At 61.9% G+C, this 14,690-nt stretch carries 10 protein-coding genes; 8 read left to right on the top strand and 2 right to left on the bottom strand.

The annotated features are described in order from the left end of the window. Nucleotides 1-163 precede the first annotated feature (163 nt). Complete coding sequence (gene dsbD / locus O0880_RS16825; protein ID WP_289887570.1) at nt 164-2,116, top strand: protein-disulfide reductase DsbD; 1,953 nt, start codon at nt 164-166, stop codon at nt 2,114-2,116. Nucleotides 2,117-2,191: 75 nt separating this feature from the next. Here dsbD and O0880_RS16820 read toward each other — a convergent pair whose 3' ends face one another. Beyond that, nucleotides 2,192-2,731, bottom strand: coding sequence for a Spy/CpxP family protein refolding chaperone (locus O0880_RS16820; RefSeq protein WP_083412036.1), 540 nt, complete (start codon nt 2,729-2,731; stop codon nt 2,192-2,194). Nucleotides 2,732-2,919: 188 nt separating this feature from the next. Here O0880_RS16820 and O0880_RS16815 point away from each other — a divergent pair, with 188 nt between their 5' ends. From O0880_RS16815 to O0880_RS16795, 5 genes are all read left to right on the top strand, one after another. Further along, nucleotides 2,920-3,648, top strand: coding sequence for a response regulator (locus tag O0880_RS16815; RefSeq protein ID WP_034753223.1), 729 nt, complete (start codon nt 2,920-2,922; stop codon nt 3,646-3,648). After that, nucleotides 3,645-5,003, top strand: coding sequence for an ATP-binding protein (locus O0880_RS16810; RefSeq protein ID WP_071325657.1), 1,359 nt, complete (start codon nt 3,645-3,647; stop codon nt 5,001-5,003). The genes O0880_RS16815 and O0880_RS16810 overlap by 4 nt, the downstream gene beginning before the upstream one ends. Nucleotides 5,004-5,091: 88 nt before the next feature. Then, on the top strand, nt 5,092-6,267 hold the full coding sequence (locus O0880_RS16805; RefSeq protein ID WP_071325656.1) for an efflux RND transporter periplasmic adaptor subunit: 1,176 nt from the start codon (nt 5,092-5,094) through the stop codon (nt 6,265-6,267). Next, a complete protein-coding gene (locus tag O0880_RS16800) occupies nt 6,264-9,374 on the top strand; it encodes an efflux RND transporter permease subunit (RefSeq protein ID WP_289887566.1) in 3,111 nt (1,036 codons plus the stop codon). Before O0880_RS16805 ends, O0880_RS16800 begins: the two co-directional genes overlap by 4 nt. Nucleotides 9,375-9,645: 271 nt before the next feature. Further along, a complete protein-coding gene (locus tag O0880_RS16795) occupies nt 9,646-10,533 on the top strand; it encodes a hypothetical protein (RefSeq protein ID WP_232250990.1) in 888 nt (295 codons plus the stop codon). Between the two features lie 234 nt (nt 10,534-10,767). Here the strand turns inward: O0880_RS16795 and yihA are convergent, their stop codons facing one another. Then, nucleotides 10,768-11,511 carry a ribosome biogenesis GTP-binding protein YihA/YsxC gene (gene yihA, locus O0880_RS16790; RefSeq protein ID WP_071325653.1) on the bottom strand — a complete coding sequence of 248 codons (744 nt, stop codon included), beginning with the start codon at nt 11,509-11,511 and terminating at the stop codon, nt 10,768-10,770. A gap of 186 nt (nt 11,512-11,697) precedes the next feature. On the opposite strand from yihA, the gene O0880_RS16785 reads away from it, so the two are divergent. Both O0880_RS16785 and O0880_RS16780 read left to right on the top strand, forming a co-directional pair. Further along, nucleotides 11,698-12,387 (top strand): c-type cytochrome, encoded by a 690-nt coding sequence (locus tag O0880_RS16785; protein ID WP_071325652.1) that lies wholly within the window; start codon nt 11,698-11,700, stop codon nt 12,385-12,387. A 184-nt stretch (nt 12,388-12,571) separates the two neighbouring features. Continuing rightward, nucleotides 12,572-14,668: a cytochrome c biogenesis protein ResB gene (locus O0880_RS16780; protein WP_071325651.1), complete on the top strand. Its 2,097-nt coding sequence runs from the start codon at nt 12,572-12,574 to the stop codon at nt 14,666-14,668. Nucleotides 14,669-14,690 lie beyond the last annotated feature (22 nt).

The following is a 14,690-nucleotide window of genomic DNA, read 5'->3' as shown; positions in this document are numbered from 1 at the left end:
ATTGCATCTGAGAAAGCCAGGCCTAGCCTGGCTTTTTTGTTTTCTGCTGCAGCTATCCTTTCAGCGGTGTACTATTCTCCTTTCGCGCCGGCCCTGCAGCCACTGCACGCCCCGCGCGTCTCTTGTTGAATGGCACAGCTGATGCCGCAGAAAAAGGTCGTTCATGTCCCGTTTCCCCTCCAGCGCCACTGCGCGCGCCGCCCCTTTACATCAACTGCTGACCTGGTTTGCCACCTGTCTGCTGCTGGCCATGGCCGTCTTTGGCGCCAGCCATGCCCGCGCCGACGATGAATTCCTCGATCCCGAGCTGGCTTTTAAGTTTTCCGCGCGCATGCAGGACCCGTCCACCATCGCCGTCACTTACGTGATCGCCGATGGTTACTATATGTACCACGAGCGTTTCAAGTTCGAGGCGGTGGGCGCCAAGCTCGGGGTACCTGTGTATCCAGCCGGCAAGGTCAAGTTTGACGACACCTTCCAGAAGAACGTGGAAACCTTCCGCAAGACCCTGACCATCACCATCCCCGTGGAAGCGGCTGGCGCCTTCACGCTGAAGGCGACGGGCCAGGGCTGTTCCGACAAGGGCCTGTGCTATGCGCCGCAGGATGCCACGGCCCAGCTGGTAGGCGGTGGCGGCGGCCAGAGCAAGGCGCCCGGCGCCGGCTTGCCATCAAAATTCGCCTTGCCGGCCGCGCCGGCAGTCGATACGGCGGCCGTCAACGGCCCGCAGGCGCAAGCGTCGCCTGGCGTGTCCGTGCTGAGCATTCCCCAGGCGGATATCACCAGCACGCCCGATCCCGTGGCGGCGGCGCCCGCGGCAGCCGCATCGGCGCCGCAACAAAACGAGATGGGCAAGATCGAATCGGCACTGAAGGGCGGCAAGCTGCTGGTCATCGTGCCCCTGTTCATGCTGCTGGGCCTGGGCCTGGCCTTTACGCCGTGCGTGCTGCCGATGGTGCCTATCCTGTCGTCGATCATCGTCGGCGATGGCGCCAAGGTCAGCCGTTCGCGCGGCTTGCTGCTGTCGCTGACGTATGCGCTGGGCATGGCCATCGTCTACACGGCACTGGGCGTGGCGGCCGGCCTGGCCGGCGAAGGCCTGGCGGCCAAGCTGCAAAATCCATGGGTGCTGGGCTTCTTTGCCCTGCTGATGGCGACGCTCTCGCTGTCGATGTTCGGTTTCTATGAGCTGCAAGTGCCGGCCTTCCTGCAAGGCAAGCTGACGTCCGTGTCGAACCAGCAATCGTCGGGCCGCCTGGCGGGCGTGTTCGTGATGGGCGCCATTTCCGCCCTGATCGTGGGCCCGTGCGTGGCCGCGCCGCTGGCCGGCGCCTTGCTGTACATCAGCCAGACGCGCGACGTCGTCATCGGCGGCAGCGCCCTGTTCGCCATGGCCGTGGGCATGAGCGTGCCCCTGATTCTGGTCGGCGTCTCGGCCGGCACCTTGCTGCCGCGCGCCGGTGCCTGGATGGATGCCGTCAAGCGCTTCTTTGGCGTGCTGCTGCTGGGCGTGGCCTGGTGGCTGGTCTCGCCCGTGCTGCCGGGTGCCGTGCAGATGCTGGGCTGGACGGTCCTGTTCGTCGGCTACGGCATGTATCTGCTGGTCGGCAACAGCGGCGCGAAAAACGCCTGGGTGGCCAAGGCCTTCGGCCTCGTGTTTGCCGTGCTGGGCGCGATGCAGCTCGTCGGCGTGGCCAGCGGTGGCCGCGACCCGCTGGCGCCCCTGGCGCACCTCGGCGGCGGACAAGTGCATGCGCAGCCGTTTACGCGCGTGAAAACCGTGGCGCAGCTCGATGCTGCGCTGGCCCAGCTCGGCGGCAAGACGGCCTTGCTGGACTTTTACGCGGACTGGTGCGTGTCCTGCATCGAGATGGAAAAGCTGACCTTCGTCGACCCCGCCGTGCGCGAAAAGATGGGGCAATCCGTCCTGCTGCAGGTGGACGTGACGGCCAATGACGCCGACGACAAGGCCATGCTGAAACGTTTCCAGCTGTTTGGTCCGCCCGGCATCATCATGTTCAATCCGCAAGGACAGGAGATCGCCCAGTCGCGCGTGATTGGTTTCCAGAATGCCGCCACGTTCCTGACCTCGCTGCGCAAGCTCGATGGGCAGTAAGCGTCCACTCGCGTTGTAAACAAGAAAAGGCCTGCACAGCAGGCCTTTTTCTTTATTGCTGCCTGTTAAGCGAACTTAACCGGCTTTCGGCTGCTGCATGCCGTGGTGGCCGCGATGGCCGCCACCATGGCCGCCATGCTTGCCGCCAGGCACGCTGTCGTCAAATACTTTCTTCTGTTCCGGCGTCAGCACGGCATAGAAGGTTTTCAGCGACGCCAGACGGCTTTCCTGGCTGGCGATGCGTTCCTTCGACATGGCGATCCATTGCTCCATGCGTTCCGGCGCCGACAGCTTGGCGAACGCTTCGCGCTTGGCTTTCCAGTCGCCGGCCGGTTTTTTCGGCGCGTTCGCGGCCGTGAAGGTGGCCCAGGCCGGTTCCTGTGCGGCTGTCAGCTTCAATTGATCGTGCAGGCGGGCTTGATACTTGGCCATGCGTTCACCGGGATTGCCGCCGCGGTGCTGGCCGCGCTGGCCATCGTGCTGCATCTTGGTGCCGGCGGCGGGCGCGCTGGCGGCCGCTTCCTGGGCGTGGACGGTCAGCGATGCCGCACCCATGCTGAGCACGCTCATGGCGATGATCATATTCTTGCGTAAGGTTTTCATTGAGGCGTTCATCTTGATTCCTTTATAAGTGATGAGAGATGCGCATGTTGCTGCACATGGGATCTATGTTGGATGCGCCATGTTTCGCCGAAGTGTCCGCTGTCAGACAGTTTGTATCTATATGTTTCTTCGGGTCTGCTATATACAAGACGATACAAATGCGCTGTGCAAGCCAGGGCGAAGTGGGGATAATTCGTACCATGGAACCCACTTCTACAATTCTCATCGTCGACGATGACCGCGATATCCGCAGCTTGCTGGCGGATTACCTGGAAACGAACGCCTACCGCACCCTGGGCGCGGCCGATGGCACGGCCATGTGGAAGATCCTCGATGAAACACGGCCCGATTTGATCGTGCTCGACTTGAATCTGCCCGGCGACGACGGCCTGACCCTGTGCCGCAAATTGCGCGCGCAATCGACGGTGCCGGTGATCATGTTGACGGCACGCAACGAACCGCTGGACCGCATTCTGGGCCTGGAGATGGGCGCCGATGATTACCTGCCAAAGCCGTTCGAGCCGCGCGAATTGCTGGCGCGCATACGCAGCGTGCTGCGCCGTAGCCATGCGATGCCATCGAACGTGCCGTCGGACAAGGCGCAGCAAATCCGCTTCTCGGGCTGGACCCTGGACTTGACGGCGCGCCACCTGCTCAATCCCAGCGGCCTGGTGATCATGCTGTCGGGCGCGGAATTCCGTCTGCTGCGCGTGTTCCTCGAGCATCCGAACCGCGTGCTGAACCGCGACCAGCTGCTGAACCTGACCCAGGGCCGCGACGCCGACCCGTTCGACCGCTCGATCGATATCCAGATCAGCCGCTTGCGGCAAAAGCTCGGCGAGGACGCCCGCTTGCCGCAGATCATCAAGACCGTGCGCAACGGCGGCTATGTGCTGGCCGGCCAGGTCAATGTGGAGCCGCACGCGTGAGGGCCTTCCTTGGTTCGATGACGGGCCGCGTCTTCATGGTGTTGCTGTTTGGCGTGGTGGCTTCGGCTGCCTTGACGCAATGGCTGGCCGTGGGCGAACGCCAGCGAGCCCTCGAGCAATACCGCGATTACCATGCCGTCGAACGGGCCGAGCAACTGGTGATGGCGGCCGACGTGGTGCCGCTGGCGTCGCGCGCCGCGTACCTGAAAGTGGCCAACAAGGGCAGCGTGCGCCTGGAATTACGTCCCGATGTCGAGCATGCGCCAGGCAAGCCGACGGAGTTTTCCACCGCCCTGCAAGCGAAGCTGGGCGAAGGCTTCAGGGTCACGGCGGTGGCCGAGCGCCCGGCCGCCTGCATCCAGCCGCGCCAGTCGCCGGGCCTGTTCGGTCCCAAGCCGTGGGGCGGCACGTGCGAAAACCTCGATGTGCGCATGCAGGATGGCCATGTGCTGCGCCTGATGGTCTTGCCGCCGCGCCAGCAACCGCCGTTTGGCGAGCATAGCGACTGGGTCACCTTGCTGCCTTTCCTGATCAGCATTGCCATCCTCGCCTACCTGGTCACGCGCATGACCATGCGTCCGCTGAAACAGCTGGCGCAGGCGGCGAAAGACCTGGGCAACGACATCAACCATCCGCCGCTGACCCTGTCGGGCGCCAGCGAGATCCGCCAGGCCAGCGCCGCCTTCAATGCCATGCAGGCGCGCATCCGCCAGCATATTTCCCAGCGTACACAAATGCTGGCCGCCATCACCCACGATTTGCAGACGCCGCTGACGCGCTTGCGCTTGCGGCTGGAAAAAGTGGCCGATACGGAATTGTATGACCGCCTCGTGGGCGACCTGTCCGCCATGCAGAGCATGGTCAAGGAGGGGCTGGACCTGGCCCGCTCGATGGATAGCACGGAAGCCATGCAGGCGCTCGATCTCGATTCCCTGCTCGACAGCGTGTGTTCCGACGCCGCCGATGCGGGCCAGAAAGTGACGCTCGGCGGCCACGCGGGCATGGCCCTGATGGCGCGCCCGATCGCCATGCGGCGCTGCCTGGTCAACCTGATCGACAATGCCGTCAAATATGGCCAGCATGCGCAGGTGACGGTCGAGCGCATCGCGGGCGCGGCGCGCATCCGCATCCGCGATGGCGGACCCGGTATTGCGCCCGATCAACTGGCGAAGGTGTTCGAGCCGTTCTACCGCATCGAGACGTCGCGCTCGCGCGAATCGGGCGGCACGGGCCTCGGCCTGACCATCGCCCGCAATATCGCCGAGCAGCATGGCGCCACGGTCTTGCTGGCCAATCACGTCGACGGTGGACTGGAAGTCACCCTCATCGTGCCAGAGTATTACGCAGGAAAGTGAGCGTTTCCATGCGACAATATTGCGCGTTATGCCTCCTTGGTAACTACATTCAACCTGCAGCCCTGCGCTGCGACAGCGTGACAGAACAATGAAAAAGACTAGCCTGGCAATCCTCGTGGGTGCGGCCCTGTGTATCGGTGGCGGCATCTGGTATTTCAATCATCAGTCCGCTGGTACGGCCGGCGGCCAGGAGGGCAAGGCAGGCAAGGGCGGGGCGCAGGCGCCGACCACGGTCAGCGTGGTGTTGCCCGTGCGCCAGGACGTGCCGATGCTGTTGCAGGCGAATGGCAGCGTGATGCCGATCAGCAGCGTCGACCTGCATCCGCAGACGACCAGCACGATCACCAAGGTGCATATCCGCGAAGGCCAGTTCGTCAAGCAGGGCGAGCTGATGTTTACGCTGGATGCGCGCAGCGAACACGCGAATGTCGACAAGGCGCAGGCGCAAGTGTTGCGCGACCGCGCCTCGGTGGCCGATCTTGAACGCCAGCTCAAGCGCAACCAGGATTTGCTGAGCAAGAATTTCATCGCCCAGGGCGCCGTCGACACCCTGCAAAGCCAGCTCGACGCTGCACGCGCCTTGCTGGCCGCCGACCAGGCCGCCCTGCGCGCGGCCCAGGTCGATTCCAGCTATACCGTCCTGCGCGCGCCGCAGGGTGGCCGCGTGGGCGCCATCAATGTCTACGCCGGCAGCCTCGTGCAGCCGACCACGTCCCTGACCAGCATTACCCAGCTCGATCCCATCGATGTGGCGTTCACCTTGCCTGAAAGCAGCCTGTCAGGCTTGCTGGCGGCGCAAAAGGCGGGCGAGGTGCCCGTCACGGCGCTGCTGTCGGATGCGGGCGGCAAGCAGCTCGAAGGCAAGCTGAGCTTCATCGACAATGCCGTCGATGCCTCGACGGGGGTGATCAAGGTCAAGGCCCGCTTCAACAATGGCGGCACCGACCTGTGGCCGGGCCAGTACGTGAATACGCAGCTGACCGTGCGCACGCTCAAGGATGCGCTGGTGATTCCGCAAAACGCCATCATCACCAATACCACGGGCATCTTCGTGTACTCGATGGAAGCGGATAACACGGCCAGGATGCGCAAGATTGCCCGCGTGTATGCGTTTGGGCCGAATGCCGTCGTCACGGGCTTGCAAGGCGATGAACACGTCATCGTCGATGGCAAGCAGAATCTGCGTCCGGGCAGCAAGGTGCGCCTGGCGGAAAAACACAAGGCTGCCGATGGCGCCGCCGCACCGCAGGGCAAGCCAGCATGAACCTGTCCGAACTGAGCATCCGGCGCCCCGTCATGGTGGTGCTGCTGTCCTTGAGCATCATCCTGGCGGGCGTGCTGGCCTATCTGCAAATTCCCGTGGCGGCCTTGCCAAGCTACAACACACCGGTCATCAACGTCAGCGCCGACCTGGCCGGCGCCAGTCCGGAAACCATGGCGTCCTCGGTGGCCTTGCCGCTGGAAAAGCAGTTTTCCACGATTTCGGGCCTGAGCCTGATCACGTCCACGAGTACGCTGGGCAACACCTCGCTGACCCTGGAATTTGACGCCAGCATCAATGTCAACGAGGCGGCCGTCGACGTGCAGGCGGCCCTGCTGCGCGCGCAACGCCAGTTGCCGACGGAAATGACGGACTTGCCGTCCTACCGCAAGGTCAACCCGGCCGACGCGCCCGTGCTGTTCATCCAGTTGACGTCGCCATCGCTGAACTTGTCGGATCTCAATGATTACGCGGAAAACCTGATCGCGCCTAGCCTGTCGACACTGCCCGGTGTGGCCCAGGTCATCGTGAACGGGCAGAAACGCTTTGCCGTGCGCGTGCGCGCCCGTGCCGATTTGATGAATGCGCGCAATCTGACGATGGACGAGCTGGCCACGGCGCTGCGCACGTCGAACACGAATTCGCCGCTGGGCATTCTCGACGGTCCGAGCCAGACCCTGACCATCCAGGGCAATCCGCAAATGATGAAGGCGGCCGACTTTGCCGAACTGATCGTCGCCAGCCGCAACGGCCAGCCCGTGCGCCTGAAGGACGTGGCCGAGGTGGAGGACAGTTTCCAATCGATCAAGGCGGCCGGCAGTTTCAATGGCGAGCGCTCGATCAGCCTGATGGTGCAGCGCCAACCGGACGCCAACACCGTGCAAGTGGTCGATGGCGTGCGCCGCCTGCTGCCGGGTTTCCGGGAGCAATTGCCGCAGTCAATACAGATCAGCCTGGTCAACGACCGTTCGCTGTCGATCCGCGAAGCCATCCACGACGTCAACCTGACCCTGGCCCTGACGGTGGTGCTGGTGGTGCTGGTGATCTTCCTGTTCCTGCACCGCGCGGCGGCCACCTTCATTCCCGCCGTCACCATGCCGATTTCCCTGCTCGGCGCGCTGGCCCTGCTGTACTGGCTCGGCTATAGCCTCGACAATGTTTCGCTGCTGGGCATTACCCTGGCCGTCGGCCTGGTGGTCGACGATGCCATCGTGGTGCTGGAAAACATCGTGCGCCATATTGAAATGGGCAAGAAACCGATTCGCGCCGCCCTGGAAGGGGCGAAAGAGATGGGCTTTACCATCATCTCGATCTCCGTCTCGCTGGTGGCCGTGTTCATCCCCATCTTCTTCATGCCGGGCGTGATCGGCTTGCTGTTCCATGAATTCGCCGTCGTCGTCTCGCTGGCCGTGCTGGTCTCGGCCATCGTGTCGCTGACCCTGGTACCGATGCTGGCCAGCCGCTTCTTGCCCGCCGATTCGCGCGAGCACAATGACAGCGATCCGAGCCACGGTGAAAAAAGCTTCATCGGCCGCCATTTCGAGGCGGGCTTTACGCGCCTGCGCAATGGCTATGTGTTTATGCTCGACAAGGCTTTGGCGCACCGCAATGTGGTGTTGGGCATTGCCGTGGTCACGTTCGCGCTGACGGTAATCCTCTACAGCACCATCCCGAAAGGCTTCTTCCCCGAGGAAGACCTGGGCCAGATCCAGGTCAACACGGAAGCGTCGGAAGATATTTCCTCGGAAGCCTTGCAGACCTTGCAGAACCGCATCGCCGACGTGATCCGCGCCGATCCCAGCGTGCAGGACGTGACCTCGTTCGTCGGCGGCGGCAATACGGGCCGCATGTTCATGGTCTTGAAGCCGCGCAGCGAACGGCCGAAAATGCCGGTGGTGCTGGAAAACCTGCGCCGCGCGACGAGCGCCGTGCCCGGCATGGCCGTGTATTTCCGCCCCGTGCAGAACTTGCAGCTGGGCGGGCGCCAGAGCAAGAGCCGCTACCAGTACACCTTGCAAAGCGTCAGTCCCGACGCCTTGAATGACTGGGCGGAAAAGTTTATTGCTGGCATGCGTACCGATCCGGCCTTCCGCGACGTCACCAGCGACTCGCAGATCAAGGGCTTGCAGGCGTCGCTGAAAATCGACCGCGACAAGGCCAATCTGCTCGGTGTGCAGATGTCCGACATCCGCACGGCCCTGTACAGCGCGTTTGGCGAGCGGCAAGTATCGACCATCTATTCGTCGGCGGCCAGCTATTACGTGATCCTGGAAGCGGCCACGCCGGACCGCCAGTATGACGATGCGCTGACGCGCGTATCCGTGCGCAGCAAGTCGGGCGAACTGATCAAATTGTCCAGTATTGCTCGTGTGGAACGCACGATCGGCCCCACTTCCGTGAATCACCAGGGGCAGCTGCAGGCCGTCACGCTGGCCTTCAACCTGGCGCCGGACGTGCCGCTGGGCATCGCTACGGGCAAGATCGACGCGATGGCCAAGGACATGAACTTGCCGGCCTCCATCATCACGCGCTACGGCGGCGACGCGGCCGTCTTCCAGAGTTCGCAATCGAGCCAGATCATCCTCATCATCGCTGCGCTGGCCGTGATCTATGTGCTGCTCGGCGTCTTGTACGAAAGCTATATCCATCCGCTGACCATCCTGGCCGGCCTGCCGTCGGCCGCCGTGGGGGCATTGCTGACCCTGCGCCTGTTCGGCATGGACCTGACCATGATCGCCATCATCGGTATTTTGATGCTGATCGGTATCGTCAAGAAAAACGCCATCATGATGATCGACTTCGCCCTGCATGCGCAGCGCAATGAAGGCATGAGCCCGCCCGAAGCCATCCGCCAGGCGTGCATCCTGCGTTTCCGTCCCATCATGATGACCACGGCGGCGGCCCTGATGGGCGCCTTGCCGATCGCCCTGGGCCTGGGCGCGGGCGCCGAACTGCGCCAGCCGCTGGGCCTGGCCGTGGTGGGCGGCTTGATCTTCTCGCAAGTCATTACCCTGTTCATCACGCCCGTCATCTATCTGTTCCTGGACAAGTTCAGCGGCACGGGACCGTTGACGGACGAACAGCTGGTTGCGCTCGACAACAAGGTCTGACCGTCTGCATGGTGGACGACCGGCGCCCCGTTCCTGCGTGAATGCGGCGCCGGTTTTGTATGGGGGGTGATACATACGGTAACAACCGTCAAGGGAAGGCTCGGGTACTCTGACATCGCTGCAAGGAATGTCGCTATCCTGTACGCTTCGGGTTGGAAAGGCCGAGGAAGTGTTCCCAAAAGCAAGGGACTCTGGCACTATGGCTGCCCTGTAATGTTATTTCTTCGCTACACAGAAAGCACGATTCATTTTGCATGACACGACCCATCTGATGGCTGCCGATTCCGATTATTGCCCCACCTGCGGGCAATTGATCCAGCCACCACCGGCCTACGGGTCCAAGACCAGCACCACGCGCAAGGTTGCGCTGGGCGTGTCCGTCTTGCTGCACGTGCTGCTGGCCGCCTATGTTTTGTTTCATAGCGACAAGATCGAGAAGATTCCGCCGCCGAAGAAGGAAAGCTCGATGGTCTACATCGCGCCGCTGAAGGACAAGCCGCAACCGAAGCCGCAGCCGAAACCCACGCCGAAGCCAAAGGATACGAAGGTTGCCAAGGTGAAACCACCGCCGGCGCCGAGCAAGCGCGTGGTGACGAAGGACGTGCCGCGCGACAAGCCGAAGCTGGAAACGTATACGCCGCCACTGGTGTCGAAAGTGCCGTTGCCGCCACCGCCGGCTGAAGACATGAGTTCGATGATCGAGCAGCGCCGCAAGCAGCGCGAAGCGCAGAATCCCACGCCGCCGGCCGAGGAAAGCGAAAACGACCGCGCCATGCGCGTGGCCAAGGCGAATATCGCGGGTGCACAAGGGCGCAATTCCGGCAGCGACCGCGAGGATTCGGGCGGTGTGTTTTCCATCGTCAACCAGACCTCGTTCAGTGCCGAAGTCAAGTTCAAGGGCTGGAATGGCAACTTCAAGCGCAATTGGCTGAAGCAGGAAAAAGTCGAGCTGGGCAATGAGCCCGATATCGAAACGGCCATCATCAAGAAGATGATCCAGCTGATCCGTGCCGAAAAACCGGGCGATTTCGTCTGGGAATCGCGCCGCCTGGGACGCAACGTCAACCTCAGCGCCCGCGTCGAAGACACGGCCGAGCTGATGGCGTTCCTGCGCCAGGAGTTCTTTTCCGAGAAGCGGCCAGGGCCGGGACGCCGCTAAGTAGGTCGTGGGAAATTGTTGTGAAGTTATTAATGGCAGAGCCGGATGCGCTGCAAGGCGCCCGTTGCGACGTAGTGCCGGCACGGCCAGCAGCGGGTAGCGCCGCAGAGCGCCGGTCATGGAAGTCAGGAATCATGATCCTGTATTGCGACCTGCTGCGGCGTCAGGGGCCGTCGCAATAAAAAAGGCTGCACCGTGCGAACGGGCAGCCTTTTTGTTTGCCGCTGAAGAAAATCAGGCGGGTTTGTCTGTGCCTGCTTCCGGTTCCACGTCGTCTTCCATCTCGATCAGCTCGACCATCTGGGCCGCGCCGTCTTCGCTGATGCCGGCCAGTTCCATGATCTTGTCGTTGGCCTCTTCGATGCCGACGCGCTTCAGGGCCGAGAACAGTTGCACGGTGAACGGGAAGCCGATGCCGTCTTCGTCCACGTAGCTGTCGAGCTTGGCTTTTGCCTGGCGCAGCGCGTTGACCGATTCATTGCGGTTGAGCTTATCGACTTTCGTCAGGATGCAGTGGATGGGCTTGCCCGTCGGGGCGAACCATTCCAGCATCTGGATGTCCAGGTCGGTGAACGGACGGCGCGAATCCATGATCAGGATCAAGCCGGCCAATTGTTCGCGGCGCTGCACGTAGTCGCCCAGCAGGCGCTGCCAGTGCAGCTTGGCCGAACCCGATACTTCCGCGTAGCCGTAGCCCGGCAAGTCGACCAGCAGGCATTCGATCTCTTCGACGATGGTGGCATCCTTGCGGTGCTGCGCCACGTGGGCGCCACCGATGGAGAAGTAGTTGATGTGCTGGGTACGGCCAGGTGTCTTGGAGGCGAACGCCAAGCCTTTCTGATTACACAAGATGTTGATGGCGGTCGATTTACCGGCATTGGAGCGGCCGGCAAAAGCGATTTCCGGCACCGTGGTATCGGGCAGGTCACGCAATTGGTTGACGGTCGTAAAGAAGCGGGCTTGCCAGAGTTTTGACATGGGAGTAGTAAAGCAACAAAAGGGAGCGATAAGGGAGCGATAACGCCAAGAAGCTATTGTACAATAAGGGGTTGTTTATTGTTGCCGGCGTAGCAGCGATGCGGCTTGCGGCCCTGAAAATAAAGCAAAAATCCCCAGGGCGCGGCAATGTCCACCACTAATTTCTCACTGTCTCAGGGTGCCTGAATGAATCGTGCGTTTTCACCGTTTGTCCAATCCATGCTGCTCGCTTTGCTGGCTGTATCGGCAACTGCTTCCGCGGTCGAAGAACCGAAACCGGCCCACGCGCCAGCGGTCGCCGTCAAGGCCGACCCCGCCAAGGGCGCCACCCTGTATGCCGATGGCGATGCGGCGCGCGGCTTGCCCGCCTGCGTCTCCTGCCATGGCGCCGCCGGCAATTCGACCATCGCCGTCAATCCGAAGCTGGCTGGCCAGCACGAAAACTATATTTACAAGCAATTGGTCGATTTCACCACGCCGCAGCGCAACCAGCCCGTGATGACGACCTACGCGAAGATGCTCAGCGACGCCGACAAGAAGAATATCGCCGCCTACCTGGGCGCGCAGGTCTCCAAGCCGGGCGCCGCGAAGAACAAGGATACGATTGACCTGGGCAAGAAAATCTACCGCGGCGGTATTGCTGCCAAGCACGTTGCCGCCTGTGCCAGCTGTCATGGCGCGACGGGCAATGGCATTCCCGTCCAGTATCCGCGCATCGCCGGCCAGCACCAGGATTACACGGTGGCCCAGCTGACCATGTTCCGCAGCACCAAGGCCGATGCCCGCAAAAACAGCGCCGAAATGCACACCATCGCCGCCCGCATGTCGGACGACGAGATCGCCGCCGTTGCCGATTACATCGCCGGCCTGAAGTAAGTTTTCATAGTGGCAAGAGATTGCCACGCGTTCCTACGCACATGAACAAGGGCGGCCGTTTCGACGGGCTGCCCTTTTTTATGGCATGCGCGAAACAGGAGTATGCTGCCGCCTTGCGCGGAGAAACTATCTGCTCCATGCCCCATTTTCTTGAAGATTGCATATCCCGTATGAGTATCAACGTATGAGCACAGGCACGACCGGAATCGAGCTAAAGACCCAACGCCGCAGCCTGGCAGAATTCGTCGAGCTGGTCTCGTCGATGCGCTTTGCCATCAGCTTGCTGACCCTGATCGCCGTGGCCTCCATCATCGGCACCGTGCTCAAGCAGAACGAGCCCATGCCCAATTATGTGAACCAGTTCGGTCCGTTCTGGTTCTCCGTTTTCGACAAGCTGAGCCTGTATTCCGTGTATTCGGCCTGGTGGTTTCTCGTCATCATGGGTTTCCTGGTCGCCTCGACGTCGCTGTGCATCGTGCGCAATGCGCCGAAGATGCTGAAGGACATGCGCAGCTGGCGCGACAATGTGCGCGAACAGTCGCTGCGCAACTTCCACCACAAGGCGGAATGGCAGGCGCCGCTGCCGCGCGCCGTGCTGGCGCAGCAGATGGTGATGCGCCTGAAGGATGCCGGCTACGGCGCCAAGGTGGTGGAAAAGGACAATGCCACCCTGGTGGCCGCCAAGCGGGGCGCAGCGAACAAATGGGGTTATATCTTTGCCCACGGCGCCATCGTCATCATCTGCGTGGGCGGCTTGCTCGATTCGGAAATGCCGATCCGCGTACAGCAGTGGTTCTTCGGCAAGACACCGTTTGCCGGCAGCGGCGTGATTGCCGATATTCCCGCCCAGCATCGTTTGAGCCTGGCTAACCCTACTTTCCGCGGCAATACCATGATCCCGGAAGGCTCGTCGAGCAACACGGCCATCATCCCCCAGGCCGATGGCGTGCTGATCCAGGATTTGCCGATTACCATCCTGCTGAAGAAATTCCACATCGATTTCTACAGCACGGGCATGCCCAAGCTGTTCGCCAGCGACGTGGTCGTCACCGACCATGCAACGGGCGAGACTTTCCCTGCAACCATTAAAGTCAACGAGCCGCTGCTGTACAAGGGCCTGGCCCTGTACCAGTCCAGTTTTGAAGATGGCGGCAGCAAGCTCAAATTGACTGGTTTCCCCATGGTGGGCAAGACCACCAAGCGCTTCGATATCGGCGGCGAAGTGGGCGGCAGCACGCCGCTCGAGCGCAGCGACGGCAATTCCTATACGGTGGAATGGTCGGGTTTCCGTCCATTCAACGTGGAAAACCTCAGCGCAGGCCAGGATGTGCGCGCCGTGAGCAAGGCGGAAAGTTTCAACGAGAAATTCTCCGTGGGGCTGGACAAGCGTCTGGGCTCGGCCGCAAAGAACGCGAATAACAAGGATCTCAAGAACGTGGGGCCTTCGGTGCAATACAAATTGCGCGACAAGACGGGCCAGGCGCGCGAATACCAGAATTACATGCAGCCCGTCACGGTCGACGGTACGACGGTGTTCCTGGCCGGCATGCGCATCAATCCCAGCGATCCGTTCAGCTACCTGCGCATTCCCGCCGACGACAATTACAGCGTGACGGAATGGATGCGCTTGCGTGCCGCGCTGCAAGATCCGGAATTGCGCCAGCAGGCGGCCGCGCGCTATGCGGCGCGCGCCATGCCGCAGGCGGGCGCGGAAGCCTTGCGCAGCCAGCTGCAGGAATCGGCCGCAAAGAGCCTCGGCATCTTTGCCGGCAATGGACAAGAGGGTGGTTTCCTCGCCATTTCGCGCTTCCTGGAGAAAATTCCTGCCGCTGAGCAAGAAAAAGCGGCCGATATCTTCATGAAAATCCTGAATGGCAGCCTGTGGGACCTGTGGCAGGCGGCGCGCGCCAAGGATGGCTTGAAAGCCATCGAGGCCGATGACAAGCATGGCCGCTTCCTGCAACTGGCCACGAATGCATTGTCCGACAGCTTCTTCTATGGCGCGCCCGTGTATCTGCAACTCGACGACTTTACGGAAATCAAGGCTTCCGTGCTGCAAGTGACGCGTTCGCCGGGCAAGAGCGTCGTGTACCTCGGCTGTCTGTTCCTCGTGATCGGCGTGTTTTCCATGTTCTATATCCGCGAGCGCCGCCTGTGGGTGTGGATCAAGGATGGCGAGGGCGGCAGCGACGCCCTGATGGCCATGAGCACGCAACGCAAGACGCTGGATTTTGAAAAAGAATTTGAGACTTTGAAGGCAAAGCTGCCGCAATCGGCGTAAGCTGCGCTGTGTCTGGGACGCT

Origin of the sequence: Janthinobacterium sp. SUN118 (genome assembly GCF_030397695.1) — a bacterium.
In the GTDB taxonomy this organism is placed as follows: Bacteria; Pseudomonadota; Gammaproteobacteria; order Burkholderiales; family Burkholderiaceae_D; genus Janthinobacterium.
This window is presented reverse-complemented; position numbering and strand designations above follow the sequence as displayed.